Origin of the sequence: uncultured Serinicoccus sp. (assembly GCF_947487915.1) — a bacterium.
In the GTDB taxonomy this organism is placed as follows: domain Bacteria; phylum Actinomycetota; class Actinomycetes; order Actinomycetales; family Dermatophilaceae; genus Ornithinicoccus.
Genome location: NZ_CANKYH010000003.1, coordinates 170,699 through 190,192 on the forward strand (window position 1 = coordinate 170,699; position 19,494 = coordinate 190,192).

Annotated in this window: 17 protein-coding genes; 6 read left to right on the forward strand and 11 right to left on the reverse strand. The window is 73.9% G+C overall.

All coding sequences use genetic code 11. The features are described 5' to 3' along the window. Positions 1-91 precede the first annotated feature (91 nt). The gene (locus tag Q0795_RS04405; protein ID WP_298887023.1) at positions 92-982 is read left to right on the forward strand and encodes a response regulator transcription factor; all 891 of its coding nucleotides are present in this window, start codon (positions 92-94) and stop codon (positions 980-982) included. 15 nt (positions 983-997) lie between these two features. On the opposite strand, the gene Q0795_RS04410 is transcribed toward Q0795_RS04405, so the two are convergent. Beyond that, a complete protein-coding gene (locus Q0795_RS04410) occupies positions 998-1,930 on the reverse strand; it encodes an NADP-dependent oxidoreductase (RefSeq protein ID WP_298887026.1) in 933 nt (310 codons plus the stop codon). Between the two features lie 168 nt (positions 1,931-2,098). Here Q0795_RS04410 and leuE point away from each other — a divergent pair, with 168 nt between their 5' ends. After that, positions 2,099-2,749 carry a leucine efflux protein LeuE gene (leuE, locus tag Q0795_RS04415; protein ID WP_298887029.1) on the forward strand — a complete coding sequence of 217 codons (651 nt, stop codon included), beginning with the start codon at positions 2,099-2,101 and terminating at the stop codon, positions 2,747-2,749. 13 nt (positions 2,750-2,762) lie between these two features. Here the strand turns inward: leuE and Q0795_RS04420 are convergent, their stop codons facing one another. Together Q0795_RS04420 and Q0795_RS04425 are read right to left on the reverse strand one after the other, a co-directional pair. Beyond that, positions 2,763-4,025: a cation:proton antiporter gene (locus tag Q0795_RS04420; protein ID WP_298887031.1), complete on the reverse strand. Its 1,263-nt coding sequence runs from the start codon at positions 4,023-4,025 to the stop codon at positions 2,763-2,765. Positions 4,026-4,031: 6 nt separating this feature from the next. Beyond that, positions 4,032-4,526: an Lrp/AsnC family transcriptional regulator gene (locus Q0795_RS04425; RefSeq protein ID WP_298887033.1), complete on the reverse strand. Its 495-nt coding sequence runs from the start codon at positions 4,524-4,526 to the stop codon at positions 4,032-4,034. A 107-nt stretch (positions 4,527-4,633) separates the two neighbouring features. On the opposite strand from Q0795_RS04425, the gene pdhA reads away from it, so the two are divergent. Genes pdhA through Q0795_RS04440 form a run of 3 tightly spaced genes read left to right on the forward strand, consistent with a single transcriptional unit; the run spans position 4,634 to position 8,279 of the window. After that, entirely contained in the window at positions 4,634-5,761 is a 1,128-nt protein-coding gene (gene pdhA, locus Q0795_RS04430) for a pyruvate dehydrogenase (acetyl-transferring) E1 component subunit alpha (protein WP_298887035.1), read from the forward strand. Further along, positions 5,758-6,777 (forward strand): alpha-ketoacid dehydrogenase subunit beta, encoded by a 1,020-nt coding sequence (locus tag Q0795_RS04435; protein ID WP_298887037.1) that lies wholly within the window; start codon positions 5,758-5,760, stop codon positions 6,775-6,777. Before pdhA ends, Q0795_RS04435 begins: the two co-directional genes overlap by 4 nt. Beyond that, positions 6,774-8,279, forward strand: coding sequence for a dihydrolipoamide acetyltransferase family protein (locus Q0795_RS04440; RefSeq protein WP_298887039.1), 1,506 nt, complete (start codon positions 6,774-6,776; stop codon positions 8,277-8,279). The genes Q0795_RS04435 and Q0795_RS04440 overlap by 4 nt, the downstream gene beginning before the upstream one ends. Before the next feature lie 65 nt (positions 8,280-8,344). Here the strand turns inward: Q0795_RS04440 and Q0795_RS04445 are convergent, their stop codons facing one another. Continuing rightward, entirely contained in the window at positions 8,345-10,213 is a 1,869-nt protein-coding gene (locus Q0795_RS04445; RefSeq protein WP_298887041.1) for a cell wall-binding repeat-containing protein, read from the reverse strand. Between the two features lie 43 nt (positions 10,214-10,256). On the opposite strand from Q0795_RS04445, the gene Q0795_RS04450 reads away from it, so the two are divergent. Next, positions 10,257-11,198, forward strand: coding sequence for an aminoglycoside phosphotransferase family protein (locus tag Q0795_RS04450; RefSeq protein WP_298887043.1), 942 nt, complete (start codon positions 10,257-10,259; stop codon positions 11,196-11,198). Positions 11,199-11,216: 18 nt separating this feature from the next. On the opposite strand, the gene Q0795_RS04455 is transcribed toward Q0795_RS04450, so the two are convergent. From Q0795_RS04455 to Q0795_RS04485, 7 genes are all read right to left on the reverse strand, one after another. After that, on the reverse strand, positions 11,217-12,209 hold the full coding sequence (locus tag Q0795_RS04455) for an electron transfer flavoprotein subunit alpha/FixB family protein (RefSeq protein ID WP_298887044.1): 993 nt from the start codon (positions 12,207-12,209) through the stop codon (positions 11,217-11,219). After that, on the reverse strand, positions 12,206-12,982 hold the full coding sequence (locus Q0795_RS04460) for an electron transfer flavoprotein subunit beta/FixA family protein (RefSeq protein ID WP_298887046.1): 777 nt from the start codon (positions 12,980-12,982) through the stop codon (positions 12,206-12,208). Before Q0795_RS04460 ends, Q0795_RS04455 begins: the two co-directional genes overlap by 4 nt. Next, a complete protein-coding gene (locus tag Q0795_RS04465) occupies positions 12,982-15,579 on the reverse strand; it encodes an FAD-dependent oxidoreductase (protein ID WP_298887048.1) in 2,598 nt (865 codons plus the stop codon). The genes Q0795_RS04460 and Q0795_RS04465 overlap by 1 nt, the downstream gene beginning before the upstream one ends. Before the next feature lie 175 nt (positions 15,580-15,754). Beyond that, positions 15,755-16,558 carry an IclR family transcriptional regulator gene (locus tag Q0795_RS04470; RefSeq protein ID WP_298887050.1) on the reverse strand — a complete coding sequence of 268 codons (804 nt, stop codon included), beginning with the start codon at positions 16,556-16,558 and terminating at the stop codon, positions 15,755-15,757. A 45-nt stretch (positions 16,559-16,603) separates the two neighbouring features. Beyond that, complete coding sequence (locus Q0795_RS04475) at positions 16,604-17,845, reverse strand: DUF6596 domain-containing protein (protein WP_298887052.1); 1,242 nt, start codon at positions 17,843-17,845, stop codon at positions 16,604-16,606. After that, complete coding sequence (locus Q0795_RS04480; protein WP_298887054.1) at positions 17,829-18,221, reverse strand: YciI family protein; 393 nt, start codon at positions 18,219-18,221, stop codon at positions 17,829-17,831. Before Q0795_RS04480 ends, Q0795_RS04475 begins: the two co-directional genes overlap by 17 nt. A 92-nt stretch (positions 18,222-18,313) precedes the next feature. Then, positions 18,314-19,486: a sialidase family protein gene (locus Q0795_RS04485; protein ID WP_298887056.1), complete on the reverse strand. Its 1,173-nt coding sequence runs from the start codon at positions 19,484-19,486 to the stop codon at positions 18,314-18,316. Between the last annotated feature and the right edge of the window lie 8 nt (positions 19,487-19,494).

Genomic DNA, 19,494 nt, shown 5'->3' on the forward strand with positions numbered 1-19,494 from the left:
GAAAAACAAACTCTCTCTTGACCTTCTCTTTACTTTCTCTTTACTCTACTTACAGGTTTGCCGATGACTCGACGCCGTCGGGGACACGGCGGTGAGAGAGGAAATCGATGGGGGCGATGGCCACTGGAGTCTCACGGTGCTGTGCGGCACGACTGTCAGGGACGCCCCGGCTCACCGGCGCCGCCGTCATGCTCGAGGACCGCCTGTGACCCTGATGGCGTCCGCGACCCCACGCCCGAATGTGGACCTCACGGTCTGGGTCATCCCGGTAGGTGTCGGACCTGTCGAGGTGCGGCGCAGCCGCGAACTGCTCCAGCGCCGCCAGGCCCAGGCAGAAGTCATCGATCTCGAGGCGCTCCGCGGGCTCCTGAACCACCGCCGGCCCGGGGCGGCGATCGTGCTTGGGGGGCCGGTCTCGGCTGCCCTCCTCGACGCCCAACGGTGGCTCGACGAGTTCAGGGTGGCCACGATGGTGGTGGTCGATGACCTGACGCCTCACTTCGAGGCGACCCTGCTCGAGCGGGGCGCCCAGGATGTCGTGGACTCTTCCACGGCAGTGCGGATCCTCGCGGCGAGGCTCGAGGCCCTGCTCCGCCATGCCAGCGGGTGGCTCGTGGAACCCGTCCCATCCGTCCCGCGTCTGCACATCGATCCGGACTCCCGCTCGGTCCACCTGGGCACGCAGCAGGTGGACCTCACCCGGGCCGAGTTCGATCTGCTCCTGACGCTCACCCGAAGGCCCGGGGTCTTCGTGACCCGAGGGACCCTGGCCATCGAGCTGCAAGAGCAGACGATCAGCCGCAGGGCCCTGGAGTCGCGGGTCAGCCGCCTGCGGCAGAAGCTCCGCGCCCACGGAGCCGAAGAGATGGTGGAGACCGTCCGGAGCGTCGGTTACCGCTTCAACCCCGAGGGCACCTCAGGCCCGCTGGACATACACCCGGGGTACGGCGACGACCACCGCCGCGCCCCGTCGCCATCCTGATCGCGTCCTGGCGCCTCAGATCCGCACGGCGATCTTGCCGCCCGGGCTGCCCTCCTGCGAGAGGCGGTGGGCGTCGGCGATCTGGTCGAGGTCGAAGGTGGCGGCCACGGTGATCCGCAGCTCGCCCCGGTCCACCAGCTCGGCGAGCGCGTCGAGGTGCGCGCGCTCGGGCCGGACGAAGACGTAGTGCCCGCCGATCTGGCCCATCTGCTCCGGGTCGATGACCGAGGCGACCCGGGCGGTGTCCTTGACCTGCGCGGAGATGTCCGCCATGGCGTCGCCGCCGACGAGGTCGAGGACGGCGTCCACGGGCCCGCCGACCGTGCCGAGCTGCTCGCCGACCGGGCCGGCGCCGTGGTCCAGCACGTGGGTCGCGCCGAGGTCGCGCACGAGGTCGTGGTTCGTCGGCGAGGCGGTGCCGATGACCTCGGCACCCAGGGACCGGGCGATCTGGACGGCGAACTGGCCGACACCGCCGGACGCCGCGTGCACGAGCACCCGGTCCCCCTCGCCGACGGCGAGGGCCTCGGTCAACGCCTGGTATGCCGTGAGCCCGGCCAGCGGCACCGAGGCCGCCTCCTCGAAGCTCAGTCCGGCGGGCTTGAGGGCGACGGTCCGCTCGGGGGCGGGCACCAGCTCGGCGGCCGTCCCGGCGTGCACGTCGTCGCGGCGGACGTAGCCCCATACCTCGTCACCGACCTGCAGCCCGGTGCGCACGGCAGGGCCCACGGCCTCGACCACGCCGGCGACGTCCCAGCCCGGGACGATCGGCAGGTGGTGGGGGAAGGCGCCCTGGAGGTAGCCCTCGCGGACCTTCCAGTCCACCGGGTTGACGCTGGTCGCCCGGGCCCGCACGAGGACGGTGTCGGGGCCGACGGGCGGGTCCGGCCGCTCACCGACGGTGAGGACCTCGGGGCCGCCGTAGGTGTCGTAGCTGGCTGCGCGCATGACCATCTCCTCCTGAGATCGAGGGTGCCCGGACCGGGCTCGGGGACGTCAACGCCACAGGCTCCTCGCTATTCCGCCGAGGGACGCCCGGGGCCGGGTCGGACCGACGGCACGGGACGGGGGGTCCGGGACTTTCCGTGGGGGCCACCCCGGCCCTACGCTGGTCCTGTGCTCCTGGGGATCCCTGACTACGGGACGTTCTTCGTCGCCGCGCTGCTCATCGTCCTGCTGCCCGGACCGAACTCGATGTTCGTGCTCTCCGAGGCGGCCCGGAGCGGGGTCCGCCGCGGCTGGGCGGCCGCCCTGGGCGTCTTCGTCGGCGACGCGGTGCTCATGGGCCTCACGTTCCTGGGCGCCGCCTCGCTGCTGCGCGGCAACCCGGTCGTCTTCAGCGTGGTCAAGTACCTCGGCGCCGCCTACCTCGCCTGGATCGGGCTGCGCCTCGTCCGCGCCGGGCTCGCCGCGCTCCGCCGCCCCACCCGGGCCGAGACCGAGCAGCAGGCCGCCCCCACGCGCCGCGGCGGCTCCTTCACCACCGCGCTCGTGCTCAGCCTGCTCAACCCCAAGGCGATCCTCTTCTTCGTGGCCTTCTTCGTGCAGTTCCTCCGCCCGGACTCCGCCCGGCCGCTCGCCGACTTCCTCGTGCTGGCGACCACGATGCAGGTGCTCAGCATGCTCTACCTGGGCGCGCTCATCGTGGCCGGCACCGCCCTGGCCCGCGGCTTCCGGCAGCACCGCCGCACCGCCGGCGGGCTCACCGGCGCCGTGGGGGCCGTCTTCGTCGGCTTCGGCGTCAAGCTGGCCGCGACCTCGCTCTGAGGCCGCCGCGCGCTCACTGCTGCCGGTGCGCGCGCGGCAGCCGCAGCGGCAGGTGACTGGTATGCCGGTGCTCCGGTCGCTCCTCGGACGCCCGGTCGACGCTCGCTCCGTAGCGCCTGCTGACCCAGGCCGCGCTCAGCCCGTGCAGATAGACGCTGAGCAGGATGGTCCAACCGGCGACCACGAAGATCTCCTCGCTCATCGGCAGCCCCACGGTCGTGACGACGAGGACGGCGTAGACGATCGAGGCCAGGCCGCGCGGCCCCGCCCACCCGACGTAGAGGACCGTCGCCGCGCTCACGCCGCTGCCGAGCAGCGCCAGCGCGGTGGCCAGCATCCGCACGACCAGCAGGCTCGCCAGCGCATAGACCACGTAGCGCCACTCCAGATCGGCGAGGATGTCCCCGACGATCGCCACGCCGAACAGGAGGAAGGTCAGCAGCGCCAGCAGCTGGCCCTCGGACCGCGCGAAAGTCGTCGTGTGCTCAAGCACCGGCCGCGCCGTCGCCCCGACGACGGCGCCGGCGACGAAGGCGGCCACGAAGCCGTTGCCGCCGACCACCTCCGCCGCGGAGTAGGCGGCCCCGGCCACGGCGACCACCCCGAGGCGCAACGAGGGCGCGGTGGTCCACGACCGGTCGTGCGCCCAGGTCAGCAGCCGACCACCGAGCCAGCCGCTCAGCCCGCCGACGAGGAAGCCGAGCCCGACGATCTGGGCGAGGAGCACGACGTAGTCGCCCGGTGAGCCGGTCCGGCCCAGCGCCACGTCGATGAGGATGATGACGAAGGGCACGGCCAGCCCGTCGTTCAGCCCGCTCTCGACGTTGAGCGTCTGGCGGATGCGGCTCGGCACCGAGGGGCTCTCCACGAAGGACTGGCCGAGGGCCGCGTCGGTCGGGGCCAGGGTCGCGGCCAGGACGGCCAGCACGATGAGCGGCATGCCCGGCAGCAGGAGCCACCCCGCGCCGGTCCCGATGAGCACCGCGGCCGGCAGCCCGACCAGGAGCAGCCGCAGCGCCATGCTGTGCTCGCGGAGCACCGTGCGCAGGTCGAGCCGGGAGGCGTCGGTGAAGAGGACGACGACGAGGGTGGCCTCGGCGAGGACGCTGACCAGCTCGTCGCGGGGGTCGAGGCGCACCACGTCGAGCAGCGCGGGCCCGAGCAGGATCCCTGCCGTGGTGAAGATCATCGGCATGGTGATGGGAGTGCCGCCGAGCCGGCCGGCCAGCACGCTGAACGCCAGCACGGCCAGGGCCACCACCAGGATGTCGGTCATGTCGCCTCAGCGCTCCCACTCGTCGAAGACCAGCCAGGTGCGGGTGGCGCGTACCCCGGGGACGCCCTGGATCCGGCCCAGGACCACGTCGCGCAGCTCGTGGTTGTCGCGCGCCCGCACCTCCACCAGCATGTCGAACTCCGCCCCCACCAGCGCGACCTTCTCGACCCCGGGCAGCGTCTCGAGCGCGTCCAGGACCTCGCGCCACGCCCCCTGCTCGATCGAGACCGACACGTAGGCCGCGGTGGCCAGGCCGAGCTTGTCGGCGTCGACGCGGGCGGCATACCCCGTGATCACCTTCTCGCGGTGCAGCCGCTCGAGCCGGGAGTATGCCGTCGCCCGGCTGATGTGCACCCGCTCGGCGAGCGCGCGGACCGAGAGCCGGCCGTCGCGTCGCAGCTCGGCGACGATGGCGTGGTCGGTCTCGTCCAGGGCTGCGGCAACCTGTCCGGCCCCCCTCCGGAGGACCGGACCGCTGTCGGACGAACGGTCCTCTCTCATGCGCCCATCCTGCCACCCGTCCAGGATTGCCGCCTGATGTCGTCACAGTGTGCGCCGGCGCGGGACGATGACCCCTAGACGTCTACGTGAGGACCGAGGACTCGACGATGAGTGACATCACCGAACTGCTCCCCTGCCCAGAGCCGGTGCAGCTGCTCGCCGCCGACGGCAGCGCCGTCGACCCGGGCGAGCAGGCCCGCGCCCGCGGCTACGCCATGCCGGCGCCCGAGGACCTCCTCGCCGTCTGGCGCGGCATGGTGGTCGGCCGGCGCTTCGACGCCCAGGCGACCGCGCTGACCAAGCAGGGCCGCCTGGCGGTCTACCCCAGCTCGCGCGGGCAGGACGCCTGCCAGGTCGCGCCGGTCCTGGCGCTGGACGAGCAGGACTGGCTCTTCCCGACCTACCGCGACTCGATGGCGCTGGTCACCCACGGCATCGACCCGGTCGAGGTGCTCACCCTGCTGCGCGGCGACTGGCACTGCGGCTACGACCCGCGGGCCACCCGCACCGCCCCCCAGTGCACCCCGCTGGCCACCCAGGCGGTCCACGCCGCCGGTGCGGCACACGGGCTGACCCGCCGCGGCACCGACGGCATCGCGCTGTGCCTCATCGGTGACGGAGCGACCAGCGAGGGGGACTTCCACGAGGGCCTCAACTTCGCCGCGGTCTTCGAGGCCCCGGCGGTCTTCCTCGTGCAGAACAACAAGTACGCCATCTCGGTGCCGCTCGCCAAGCAGACCAAGGCCCCGGCGCTGGCCTACAAGGGCGTCGGCTACGGCGTGCGCAGCGAGCAGGTCGACGGCAACGACCCCGCGGCGATGCTCGCGGTCATGCGGGAGGCCTACGCGCACGCCCGGTCCGGGCACGGCCCGGTGCTCGTCGAGGCGCACACCTACCGCATGGAGGCGCACACCAACGCCGACGACGCCACCCGCTACCGCACCGCCGACGAGGTCGACGAGTGGACCGGGCAGGACCCGATCGTCCGGCTCCAGGCATACCTCGTGCAGCAGGGACACCTCGACGACCACCGCATCCAGGAGGTCCGCGACGAGGCCGACGACCTGGCCGCCGACCTGCGCACCCGGATGAACGCCGAGCCGACGGTCGAGCCGCTCGAGCTCTTCGACCACGTCTACGACCGCCCGACGCCGCAGCTGCTCGAGCAGCGCGAGATGGTCCGCAGCGAGCTGGACAGCCACGTCACCCAGCAGGAGATGGAGAGCGCGCGATGAGTCCCACCACCTACGCCAAGGCGCTCAACACGGCCCTGCGCGACGCGCTCACCGAGGACCCGGACGTGCTGGTCCTCGGCGAGGACGTCGGCGCGCTCGGCGGTGTCTTCCGCATCACCGACGGCCTGACCCGAGACTTCGGCGAGGACCGCTGCGTCGACACGCCCCTGGCCGAGGCGGGGATCGCCGGCTTCGCGGTCGGCCTGGCCATGCAGGGCTTCCGCCCGGTCGTCGAGATGCAGTTCGACGCCTTCGGCTACCCCGCGTTCGAGCAGGTCGTGTCGCACATCGCCAAGATGCGCAACCGCACCCGCAGCGCGCTGCCGATGCCGATCACCATCCGGATCCCGTATGCCGGCGGGATCGGCGGCGTCGAGCACCACTGCGACTCCTCCGAGGGCTACTACGTCCACACGCCGGGGCTGCACGTCGTCACCCCGGCGACGCCGGCCGACGCCTACTCGCTGCTGCGCGAGGCGATCGCCTCCGACGACCCGGTGGTCTTCATGGAGCCCAAGAGCCAGTACTACGCGAAGGCCGAGCTCGAGCTGCCCACCCGCACCGAGCCGATCGGCCAGGCCGCGGTGCGCCGTGAGGGAGCCGACGTCACGCTCGTCACCTACGGCCCGCAGGTCGCGGCCGCGCTCAAGGCCGCCGAGGTCGCGGCGGCGGAGGAGGACTGGGACGTCGAGGTCGTCGACCTGCGCTCCCTCGTGCCCTTCGACGACGCCACCGTCGAGGCGTCGGTGCGCAAGACCGGCCGCGCCGTCGTCCTCGCCGAGGCACAGGGCTTCGCCGGCATGGGCGCCGAGATCGCCGCGCGGGTGCAGGAGCGCTGCTTCCACAGCCTCGCCGCACCTGTCCTGCGGGTCACCGGGCTGGACATCCCCTACCCGCCGCCCAAGCTCGAGCACACCCACCTGCCCGGGATCGACCGGATCCTGGACACCATCGCCCGGCTGCAGTGGGACGACGAGCCGGACCTCACGCACGCCCCGCAGGAGGTGTCGGCATGACGCAGGTCTTCCGGCTGCCCGACCTCGGCGAGGGCCTGACCGAGGCGGAGATCGTCGAGTGGCACGTCGCCGCCGGTGACGAGGTCGGCGTCGACCAGGAGGTCGTCACCGTGGAGACCGCCAAGGCCGCGGTGTCGGTGCCCTGCCCGTATGCCGGCACCGTCGCCCGGGTGCACGCCGAGGCGGGGCAGGTGCTGCCGGTCGGCGAGCCGCTCATCACCATCGGCGAGCCCGCCGGCGCCGGGGGCGTGGACGGCGACGGCGGTGCCGGGCGGGACGCGTCCGGTCGCGCCGGTTCCGGCGCCGGGGGCGAGCAGTACCGCGCGGAGGAGCAGGCCGGAGCCCGGCTCCCCGCGGGCAGCGCCGCGGGCGGACAGGGCGAGGACCAGCCTGAGCGCCCGCTCATCGGCTACGGCGCGGGCGACGGCCCGGCCCGCCGCACGGGCGGCCGCCGCCGGCGCCGAGGCCGCACCACCGCCCCCAGCACCCCACCGAGCGCCGCAAATGGTTCCCCCACCACCCCACCGAGCGCCGCGCATGGCTCCCCCAGCACCCCACCGAGCGCCGCGAATGGTTCCCCCAGCACCCCACCGAGCGCCGCGAATGGTGGTCGCGCGGTGCGGGTCATCTCTCCCCTCGTGCGCCGGCTGGCCCAGGAGCACGGCGTCGACCTGACGACGGTGCCGCCCGGCCCGACCGGGGTCGTCCGCCGGGCGGACCTGGAGGCCCACCTCTCCGCCCGGGACGCCGGCGTCCAGCCGCGCGACGCGCAGCCCGCCAGCGCGGTGCCGACGACCGGTCGCGACGGGGGCGACACGCGCATCCCGATCCAGGGCGTGCAGCGGCTCATGGTCGAGCGGCTGTCGACCTCACGGCGCGAGATCCCGGACGCCACGACCTGGGTCGACGTCGACGCGACCCGGCTCATGAAGGCCAAGGACGCCCTCAAGGCGGCCCGGCCCGACGCCGGCATCGGCGTGCTGCCGCTCCTGGCGCGCATCACCGTGGCCGGGCTGGCGGCATACCCGGCGCTGAACTCCTCGGTCGACACCGAGGCCGGGGAGATCGTCCACCACGGCGCGGTCCACCTCGGCTTCGCCGCGCAGAGCCCCCGCGGCCTCGTCGTGCCGGTCGTGCACGACGCGCACGCGATGACGACGACCGAGCTGGCCGCCGCGCTGCGTGAGCTCACCGCCAAGGCGCGCGACGGCAAGGTGTCTCCCGCCGAGCTGACCGGCGGCACGTTCACGCTCAACAACTACGGCGTCTTCGGCGTGGACGGCTCGACGCCGATCATCAACCACCCCGAGGCCGCGATGCTGGGCGTGGGGCGCATCGTCGACAAGCCGTGGGCGCACCGGGGCAAGGTCAGGGTCCGCAAGGTCACCCAGCTCTCGTTCTCCTTCGACCACCGGGTGTGCGACGGCGGCACGGCCGGCGGCTTCCTGCGATTCGTCGCCGACTGCGTCGAGCAGCCGGCGGCCCTGCTCGCCGACCTCTGAGGGGCGGCCCGTCCACCTCCGGGCTGCGTGCCGGCCCGCGCCGCGCCGCGACGCGACGCCCCCGGTCAGGAGGCCAGCCGCAGCAGTGCCCGCCGCACGTCCTCACCGACGGCGCCGGCGCCACCGGTGAGCACGACGCGCTCGGGCCCGATCCGCTCCAGCGCCTCGCGCGTCGCGGCAGGGACCCGGTCGGGCGCCGTCAGCAGCACCGAGCCGCCCCGGGCGGCAGCGACCGGCCCGGCCGCGAGCGCATCGGCGAAGGACACCCCGGACCCGACGTGCAGCACCTCGGCACCCTGTCCGGCGAGCAGGGCAGCGGTGGCGTAGCGGTCGCTGCCCCCGATCCGCTCCACGGTGCTGCCCAGGGCCTCCAGATCCTCCTCGACCGTGCTCGAGACGGCCCCCTCGCCACCGACGACGACGATCCGCGCCGGGTCGAGCTCCCGCAGCGCCGCGGCGGTGGCCTCCGGGACCTCCGTCCGGCGCACCAGCAGGATCGGGGCGCCCTGCTGCCCGGCCCGGCCCGCGGCCGCGAGCGCGTCCGGGAAGTCCGCACCGGTCGCGACGACGACGATCCCCCGCTCCTGCACCGGCTCCACCAGGGCGAGCGCCGCCGCCGTCTCGTGGCGGTCTGCGCCCGACACCCGCTCCACCGGAACCAGCTCGGCGACCTGCTCCACGACCGCCTCGGGCACCGCCTCCTCGCCGCCGACCACGACGACCTCGCTCGGGGCCAGCCGGCCCAGCGCCTCGCGGGTCGCGGACGGCAGCGCCGGGCCGCCGGTGAGCAGCACCGCCTCGCCGCCCGCGCCCGCCTTGGCCGCCGCGGCCAGGGCGTCCGGGAAGTCGCGTCCGCTGGTGAGGAAGACCCGGCCACCGGGCTCGACGTCGCGGGTGAGCAGGGCGGCCGTGGCATACCGGTCCACGCCCCCGACCCGGTCGACGGAGGGCCGGTATGCCGCCACCCCGGCCTCGTGCAGGCGCTGGTGCAGCGGGTCGGTCAGGGTGGCGGTGTAGCTCGCCACGAGGTGGGAGCCGCTGCCGTAGAGCTGGGCGCGGCCGACGACGGCGGCGCACCGCGGGCTGAGGTAGGTCGTGGGGCACACCCAGTCGCGCAGGTCGACGAACATCGCGCCCGGCACCCGGTCGGCCGCCTCGCGCATGGACGGGTTGCCGCTGCGCGACTCCGGGAGCGACACGGCGCAGGACCTCAGGTCGCCCCCGTCCGCCAGGGCGTCGGCGACGCAGGCCGAGGGGTTGCCGTCGCTGGGGACCGGTGAGTCCCACAGCCCCACGACCTGCTCCACCCCGAGCTCGTCACGCAACCACGTCCAGGTGCGCGTGTAGCCCTCCGGGACCTCGCGCCGCATCCCCCCGGTGATGACGAGGTCGGGCCGGTGGTCCTGCAGGTGCTCGCGCAGGGCTGTCTTGTAGATGTCGCACTCCGGGTAGGTCGGCTCCGGCTCGTCGACGAAGGAGCAGGCGAGCTTGGTGTACATCCGCAGCCGCCAACCCTCGCGCAGCGCGATCTCCTCCAGGGCGGGGAAGTACTGCCCCACCTTGGAGGAGCCGAGGACGGCCACCTCGAGGTCGCCCTCGGGGTCGCCGTAGACGCATCCCGGGGCCACCTCCGTGCCGCGCCGGCCGACGTGGCAGCCGTCCGCGTAGTAGGACGGGTACATCCGGGTGACGGCGCTCAGCGGCGGCGTCATCGGGTGCACCGGCGCGCCCTGCGTCAGGTCGGAGAGCTCCAGGGACGGCTCGCTCCAGCCCTCGTCCCGCAGCGCCCGCGCACCGAGGTCGTCCTCGTCGCCGGTGAGGGCCGTCGCGGGGAGACCGGTGAGCGCCAGGACGACGCCGCAGAGCAGGGCGGCGAGGCCGGCGCGTCGGGCGGCACCACGGCGGGGGCGGCGTGCGCACGGTCGGGAGAACACGCCGGCGAGTCTACGGTCGGGCGGATCTGGCACGATCGCCCGCGTGGAGCAGTCGGAGGTGGTGGCGGTCGCACAGGCCCGCCCGTGGGCCGGCCAGGAGTGGGCGGCCACGCTGCTGGAGCGGTTCCCGGACGTCCTGGCCCGGACCGTGCAGCGGTGGGACCTGGTCATCGAGGGGGCCCACACCGACGGGGTCGGCCTCCCGGTGCTCGAGGTCCGGCGGGGTGAGGAGCCGGCGGCGGTGAAGTTCGACGACGCGGGCACCGACCTGGGCCAGCAGGTGGCGGTCATGCGGGCGGCGGCGGGTCGGGGCTACTGCCGGGTGCTGGACCACGACCTGGACCTCGGTGCGGCCCTCCTCGAGCGGCTGGGTCCCTCGCTGGCCCGGACCACCACGGACGGCCTCGCCCAGGTCGAGGTCCTCGTCGGCCTGCTCGAGCAGGCCTGGGAGCTGCCGCTGGACGTCGCCCAGGACGAGCAGCCCGGCGAGAAGGCCAGCCAGCTGCTCGCCATCGTGGAGACCGAGATCGCCGACGGCGGCTGGGTGTGCCGGCACACCGCGGCCTTCGACCGGGCCGCCGCCCTGTCCCGCGAGCTGGTCGAGCACCCGCACCCGGACCGGGTGGTCGTCCACGGCGACGCCCACAGCCTCAACGCGCTCCAGCGCCCCGGCGGGGGGTATGCCTTCATCGACCCCGACGGCTTCCTCTGCGAGCGCGACTACGACGTCGGCGTCGCGCTCCGGGACCTCATGACCGAGCTGGAGCAGATCTCCGGCGCCGACGGGCCGCCCGCCGCGAGGGAGTGGCACCGCCGCGAGGTCGCCTCGGTGAGCCGGCGGCTCGGGCTGGAGCCGGACCGGGTCGACGCCTGGGCCTTCGTGGAGCGGGTGACGACGGGGGTGTGGCTGCACCGCCTGGGCTACGTCGAGGAGGGCGAGCGCTGGCTGCGCACGGCCGACCTCCTCGCACCGGACGCGTCGTAGGGGCACACCGGACAGGGGCTAGGAGAGCTCCTCCAGGACCGCCGGGATGACCTCGTGCATGTCGCCGATGACGGCATACCTCGCCTTGGTCACCATCGGGGCCTCGCCGTCGGTGTTGATCGCGATGATCGTCTTGGACGAGCTGCAGCCGGCCCAGTGCTGGATCGCGCCACTGATGCCGCAGGCGAGGTAGAGGTCCGGCGCGATCCGGCTGCCGGTCTGCCCGACCTGCTCGTGGTGCGGCCGCCAACCGAGGCTGGTGACCACGCGCGAGACTCCGACGGCCCCGCCGAGCCGCGCCGCCAGGGCCTCGACGTCGTCGAACTGGTCCGCTCCCCCGACACCACGACCCGCGCCGACCACGACGTTGGCCCCGGTCAGGGCGGAGGTGTCCCCACCCTCCTCGGCCTCCACGCGCACCACCTGAGCGGCGAGGTCGGCCTCGGTCAGCTCGACCGCGACCTCCCCGACCCGGGTCTCGCCGGGGCTCGGCGCCGGCTCCGGTGCCACGGCGTGCCCGGCCACCGAGGCGACCGCGAGGCCGCCCTCGGCCCGCAGCGCGACCCGCTCCAGGACGGCACCGCCGACGACCTGCCGCTCCACCTCCAGCGGCTCGGACTGCACGACCGCGACGACGTTGCACGGCATCGGCACGCCGCGGGCTGCGGCGACGTGGGCCAGCACCTCGTTGCCTCGGGCGGTCCCCCCCGCGACGAGGTATGCCGCTCCGCCCGCCTCCGCGGCGGCGTCGACGACCCGCGCCCAGGCGCGGGCGGCATACCGCTCCAGCCGGGGCTCGCCGGTGACGTGCAGCCTCCGCACGCCCTGCTCGCGGCAGTGGGCGAGCACCGCCTCGGGCGGCGCACCGGCGCAGGGCAGGCCGACGAGCACGGCGTCGACGTCCTCGCCCGGCAGCGACCGGGCGAAGGTGAGGACCTCCTGGGAGACCACCGACAGCCCGGCGCCCTCGTCGTCCAGGTCCTCCGGCTCCACCACGACCAGCACGCTCATCGCACGACTCCCAGCTCTCGCAGCACGTCGACCAGCCGCGGCGCGGCGGCCTTCCCCTCGCCGAGCACCTCGACGTCGCTCGCCGGCGGTGGCAGCACCCGCAGCCCCAACCGGCCGCTGCCCTGCGGCGCGCCGGAGGGCTCGAGCACCTCGACACGCGCCTTCTTGGCCCTCATCCGGCCGCTGATGTTGGGGTAGCGGGGCTCGACCCCGCCCTCCCACACCGTGAGCACGGCCGGCAGCGGGACGTCGAAGACCTCCGTCGGCCCGGACACGCTGGAGCGCACCTCGAGCCGGTCGCCGGAGACGGCGACCGCAGCGTTCTGCGCCCCCGCCACGACGGGCCGTTCCAGCAGGTGCGCCAACCGGATCCCGACCTGGTGGTCGCCGGTGTCGGCGGCGTCGTTGCCGACGAGCACGAGGTCGAACGGTCGCCCCTCGCCCTCCCGCGCGCGGACGACCTCGGCGATGGCGGCCGCGACGTCGGCCGGCCCGTAGTCGTCGGCCGCGGCGTCGATCCGCACCGCCTCGTCGGCCCCGACCGCGAGCGCGGCGCGGAGCTGCTCGACGCTGTCGTCGTCGCCGAGGGTGAGGACGGTGACCGAGCCGCCGGTGTCCCCGGCGATGGTGACCGCCATCTCCACGGCGCACTCCTCGTGGCTGCTCATGGTCCAGCCGGCGTAGCGGCCGTCGACGCCGCTCCCGTCGGCGCTCAGGACGACCTCGCCGGAGGTGTCGGGCACCCGCTTCACGCAGACCAGGACGTCGGTCATCAGGCCACCCCCACCGGCTCGGCCGCCGCAGCGGGCTGGGCGGTGCCGCCGTCGGCGGCGGGGTGCTCGAGCTCGGCGTACCGACCCTTGACCCGCAGGTTCTCCGGGTCGAGCAGCGGGGTCGCGTCGACGCTCGCGACGGTCACCGGGTAGAGCTCCTCCATGTAGGACACGGAGAGCCCGGTGCCGACGACGGCCTGCTCCGGCGGCAGGAAGGCCATGAGCACGTGCTTGCCGAGGCTCGGCGCGGAGGCCGCGGAGGTGACGTAGGGGTGGTGCCCGTGGCCGTCCGTGAGCGGCTCGCCGTCGCGCCCGAGGACGGGCTCACCGCCGAGCATGTAGCGCTTGACCCCGCTGGCGGAGGTGTGGTCGTCGACGGTCATCGCGCAGAGCACCGATTTCGGGGGCCGCCCGGCCTGGTCCAGCACCGCCTCCTTGCCGATGAAGTCGGCGTCCTTGACCTTGGGCCGCCCCATGCCGGTCTCGGAGAGGGTGCGCTCGGCGTCCAGCTCGGCGCCGTAGGCGCGGTAGCCCTTCTCGATCCGCCCGGTCGCCGTGTAGACCCCGATGCCGACGGGGACGACCCCGTGCGGACGCCCCGCCTCGATGAGCCGCTCCCACAGCTGCGCGCCGGTCTCGATGGGCACGTAGAGCTCCCAGCCGAACTCGCCGACGTAGGAGATGCGCGAGGCCAGGACCGACAGGTCGCCCACCTCGATGAGCCGGCAGGTGCCGAACCGGAAGGTCTCCGGCGACAGGTCGTCGTCGGTGAGCGCACCCAGCACGTCACCGGCGCGCGGACCCCATACCCCGATCGTGGAGTATGCCGAGGTCAGGTCGACGAGCGAGGCGCCCTCGGGCAGGTGGTCGGCAAACCACTTCTTGTCCACCATGCCGTGGGCGCCGCCGGTGACGACCCGGAAGTGGTCGTGCCCGAGCCGCATCACCGTGAGGTCGGAGCGGAAGCCGCCCGTCTCGTCGAGCACGGGGGTGTAGACCACGCGCCCGATCGCCACGTCGGCCTGGGCCACGACGATCCGCTGGATGCCCTCCAGCGCGGCCGGGCCGACGACGTCGAAGATCGCGAAGGCGGTGAGGTCGACGATCCCGCCGCGGGCCCGCATCGCCAGGTGCTCGGCGTTGATGATCGGTGACCACCAGCGCGCGTCCCACTCGTGCTCGCGCGGCATGACGGCGTCGCCGAACTCCTCCAGCAGCGGCTCGTTGGAGGCATACCACTGCGGGCGCTCCCACCCGGCGGCCTCGTAGAACACGGCGCCAAGCTCGCGCTGGCTGGCGTGCATCGGCGAGAGCCGGATCGGCCGGGAGCTCTCCCACTGCTCGGCCGGGTGCACGATGCCGTAGGTCTTGTTGAAGGCCTCGCTGGTGCGGGCGCGGACGTGGGCGCGGGTGCGCTGGTGGGGGTAGAAGCGGGCGATGTCGCTGTGCCCGAGGTCGATCTCGGGGTGGCCGTGGGTCATCCACTCGGCGACCGCCCGGCCGACGCCGGGCCCCTCCTTGATCCACACCGCGGCGCAGCTCCACAGGCCCTTGACCTCGGGCGTCTCCCCCAGCACCGGTGCGCCGTCCGGGGTGAGCGAGAGCAGGCCGTTGATGGCGTAGCGGATCTCGGCACGCTCGTCGCCGAGCAGCTCGGGCATGAGCTCCAGCGCCTGCTCGAGCTGGGGGTCGAAGTCGTCCTCGGTGAAGGGCATCTCGGTCGGCGACAGCTTGGCCTGCGCGATCGAGGGGATCTCGTCCGGCTCGTGCAGGATCGCGCGGTGCGCGTAGGAACCGACCTCCATGTCGGACCCGTGCTGGCGCTCGTAGCAGAAGGTGTCCATGTCACGGATGATGGGGAAGCTGATCTCGCCCGGCCGCTCCGCGAGCGGCTCGCAGGGGCCGACCGAGATCATCTGGTGCACGGCCGGGGTCAGGGGGATGTGCGCGCCGGCCATGCGGGCCAGCCGCGGGCTCCAGACGCCGCAGGCGATGACGACGACCGGCGCCTCGATGTCACCCTTGTCGGTCTGCACCGCGCTGATGCGGCCCTCGGTGACGGTCATCCCGGTCACCTCGACGTTGGCGACGGTGGTGAGCACGCCCTTGGCCTGCGCGTTCTCCCGCATGATGGTGCCGGCGCGCAGCGAGTCGACGACGCCGACGCTGGGCGTGTAGAAGCCGCCGACGATGACGTCGGGGTCGAGGAAGGGCACCATCTCGGCGACCTCTCGCGGCGTGACCATCCGCGACTCGATCCCCCAGGCCTTGGCCGAGGACATCCGCCGCCGCAGCTCCTCCATCCGCTCCTCGGTGCGGGCCACCTCGATGCCCCCGGAGGTGGTGAGCACGCCCATCTCGTCGTACTGCCGCATCGAGTCCAGGGTCAGGTCGGTGATCTCCCGGCTGTGGTCCACCGGGAAGATGAAGTTGGAGGCGTGCCCGGTGGAGCCGCCGGGGTTGGGCAGGGGGCCCTTGTCGATCTGCACGATGTCGGTCCAGCCCAGCTCGGCGAGGTGGTGGACCAGCGAGTTGCCGACGATGCCGGCCCCGATGACCAGGACGTCGCAGCGGTCGGGGAGGGATGAGGTGCTCATGGTCGCCCTTCTGGTGGTGCGTATCGCGCAACTGTGCGCGTATCACGCAACCAGTCTCATCCCGCGGGCACGGGGTGTCAAGGGTCCGCGCGGGCCGACGGGCACCCTGCGCGACGACCTGCGGGTATGCCGCCGCCCCGCGCCGTGGTGCCCGTCTGGCGGCCCGCGGCGCGACTCAGGCCGCGTGCCAGCCCAGCCGGGCGGAGACGTCGCCGGCCGCCCGCAGCAGCAGGGGCACGATCTGCTCGACCCTGACCTCGTCGATCCGGAAGCTCGGCCCGGACACGCTGACCGAGGCGCACACCTCTCCGTGCGCGTTGCGCACCGGCGCCGCCACCGCGGTCAGCCCGACGTCCAGCTCGTCGCGCGCGACGGCATACCCGTGGGCGACGACCTCGGCCACCAGCTCCTCGAGCTGGCCGGGGTCGGTCACCGTCGAGTCGGTGTATGCCGTGAGCTCGCCCCAGGTGGCGCGGCGCTCGGTGGGCGGCAGCTCGCTGACGAGGACCCGACCGTTGGACGTGGCGTGCAGGGGGATGTGCTGGCCGACCCAGTTGTAGGACGTGATCGTCGAGGGCCCGATGACCTGGTCGATGTAGAGCGCCGAGCGGTCGCCGAGGACGGCGAGGTTGACCGTCTCGTTGGTCTGGGAGGCGAGCAGCCGGCAGACCGGGCGCGCCTCCTGCACGAGGTCGAGGCGGGCGCTGGTCGCTCCGGCGAGGCGCAGGATGCCCACCCCGAGCCGGGCGCGGCCACGCTCGGTCGGCTGCTCGACGAGGTCGTGGGCGGCGAGCGCCGCGACGAGCCGGCTCGCGGTGGACTTGTGCACCCCCAGCTGGGCGGCGATCTCCCCCACCCCGGCCTCGCCGCGGGCCAGGATCTCCAGGATGGTCAGCGCCCGGTCGACGGACTGGACGGCCCCCTGGCTCCGGGGCTCGCCCGCGGGTGAGGAGGACGGGACATCACTGTCGTTGCGCATACCGCAACCTTACGCGCCCCGCGCGACGACCTGGCCCACCTCCGCTCAGCGGTCCAGCTCCTCGATGAGGCCGTTGAGGTGACGCTGCTCCCGGATGCTGCGCGTCAGCTTGGCCGCCTCGGCCCAGCTGCGCCGTGCTCCGTCGAGGTCACCGGCCCGGGCGAGCAGGTGGCCGCGCACCACGTGGACGCGGTGCCATCTCGGGTCCTGGATCCCGTCCAGCACGACGAGGCCGGCCACGGCTCCCTCGACCTCGGCCGTCGCGGTGGCGAGGGCGACGGTGGTCGCGGCGGACGGTGCGACGGCGTCCAGCAGGCGGTAGAGCGCGAGGACCTGCGGCCAGTCGGTGTCCTGCGCAGACGCGGCCTCGGCGTGCACCGCCGCGACGGCTGCCTGGAGCTGGAACTGACCCACCCCGCCCCGCGGCAGGCATACCTCGAGCAGGTGCACCCCCTCGTGGATGAGCGCCTGGTCCCACAGCCGCCGGTCCTGCTGGTCCAGCGGGACGAGGTCCCCGGCGGCGTCCGTCCGAGCCGGTGTCCGCGCCGCCGTGAGCAGCAGGAGCGCCAGCAGCCCGGCGTTCTCCGGGTCCTCCGGGCACGCCTCGTGGAGCACCCTCGCGAGCCGCAGGGCCTCCTCGACGAAGGCGCGGTCCACGACGGTGTCACCGGAGCTGCGCTGGTGGCCTTCGGTGAAGACGAGCGAGACGACGTGACGCACGGCCGCCCTGCGCTCCGGGAGCTCGGTCGGATCCGGCGCACCGAAGGTCGCGCCTCCGGCCGCCAGGGTGGCGCGGGCCCGGCTGATGCGCTGCGCCATCGTCGCCTCGGGCACGAGGAAGCCCGCTGCGATCTGGCGGGTCGTCAGGCCACCCACGGCCCGCAGCGTCAGCGCCACCCGCGAGCTGGGTGAGAGCACGGGGTGGCAGCAGCGCAGCATCATCTCGACCACGTCGTCCGGGACGGTCACGGGCTCGGGCTCGTGCGTCATGAGCACACCGCGGTGGAGGGCGTCCTCCTCGCGGACGGCGACCTCCTCCCTGGCCTTCCGGGCCCCGTCGCTGCGCACCCGGTCGATGAGACGACGGGAGGCGACCCGCACCAACCAGGCGCCCGGGTCGTCGGGCAGGCCGTCCCTCGGCCACTGCTCGGCCGCCGCCAGCAGGGCGTCCTGGGCGGCGTCCTCGCAGTCCCGCGCATCCCCGTGCCGACGCAGCAGCGCCCCGAGCACCCGGGTGCGGTGGGTGCGCCACACCGCCTCCATCGCGGGGTCAGTCGGCGTCGTCACCACCTCCCATGACCGGTCGCAGCTCGACGGTCTCGCCCGGACCGCTGAAGGCCCGGGTGATCTCCTCGGCCCGTTCCTGGGACTCCACGTCGATGAGGAAGAACCCGGCGAGGTGCTCCTTGCCCTCGGCGTAGGGGCCGTCCGTGACCACCCGGTCCCCGCCCGACCACCGGAAGAGCCGCGCGGCGCCCGGGTCGCCCAGCGCCTCGCCGCCGACGAGCTCGCCGGCCTCGCTGAGCTCGCCGAGCATCCGCTCGAAGTCGCCGTTGAGCTGCTCACGCTCCTCCTGCGACTGCTCCTGGTAGGCGGGGAGGAAGTCGGACGTGGGGTGGCCCCAGGGCTGGGGGTTGGACTGGATGAGGATGACGTACTTCATGCTGGCTCCTAGCTCGTGGCGTGCGGTTCCGCGCCGCCGGTCCGGCGACGTCCACCCAGGACGTCGGAGCGGGAGGGCGGATCTCGACATGGTCAGGTGCGCTCGAGTACCTCCACCGACAGCACCGTCGGCAGGTGCCGTGCGATCTCCTCCCAGCTCTCCCCTTCGTCGGCCGTGGCGAAGACCGACCCCGTGTTGGTGCCGAAGTAGAGCCCCGCCGGGTCACCGGTGTCGCCCGCCATCGCCTGGCGCAGCACGGTGAAGAAACAGAACTCCTGCGGCAGCCCGGTCCGCTGCGCCTGCCAGGTGGCGCCTCCGTCGGTCGAGCGCCAGACGGCCGCGGCGGCGTCCGGCGGGTAGCGGCCCTCCATGTCGCCGTTGAGCGGGATCGTCCAGATCGTGTCGGGGTCGCGGGGGTGGACCCGCATCGGGAAGCCGAAGGTGGAGGGCAGACCGGCGGTGATGTCGCTCCAGGTCAGACCGCCGTCACCGGAGCGCCACACCCCGACGTGGTTGCGCTGGTAGAGCACGTCGCCCGGCCCGGGTGCCCGGACGATGTGGTGGACGCACAGCCCCACCTCCCCGCCGCCCGGGCCTCCCGGGTGCTCGGCCGCGGCCGCGGCGTCCGGCTCGTCGGGCAGGGCCAGCGCGTTGCGCCGCTCCCACTGACCTCCGGCGTCCTTCGTGGCGAAGACCCCGGCGGCGGAGATCCCGAGCCACACCCGGGACGGGTCACCGGGGTTGGCCAGGATTGTGTGCAGCACCAACCCCGCCGCGCCCGGGTTCCAGTCCTCCGCCGAGGGGTGCCGTCGCAGGCTGTCGACCTCGGCCCACGTCACCCCGCCGTCGTCGCTGGCGAGGAGCGCGGCCGGCTTCGTCCCGGCATACACCCGGTCCCCGGCGAGACCGAGCGACCAGACCTGGCTGAACTCCGCGCCGAACGGCACCGGCTCCTCGGTCCATCCGACCATCGCCGCGAACTCCGGGTCGGCCGCCGCCCAGGTGTCCATCTCTCCCGTGGTGAGCCGGGTGAGGGTCCAGGACCGTCCGCCGTCGGTGGAGCGCCACACCCCCGCACCCGACCAGTCGCCCCCGCCGCCGGCCCAGATCGTCCCGGTCGCCGGGTCGCCGACGACGTGGTTGATGGGCCAGCCGTCGCAGAAGGGGCCCCGCACCGCCCAGCCGGCACCGTCGTCCCCCTCGCGCTGCTCGAGGACGAACGCCCCCTTGGTCGTCCCGACGAGCAGCACCGGTCGCCTCGCCATGGCTCCGC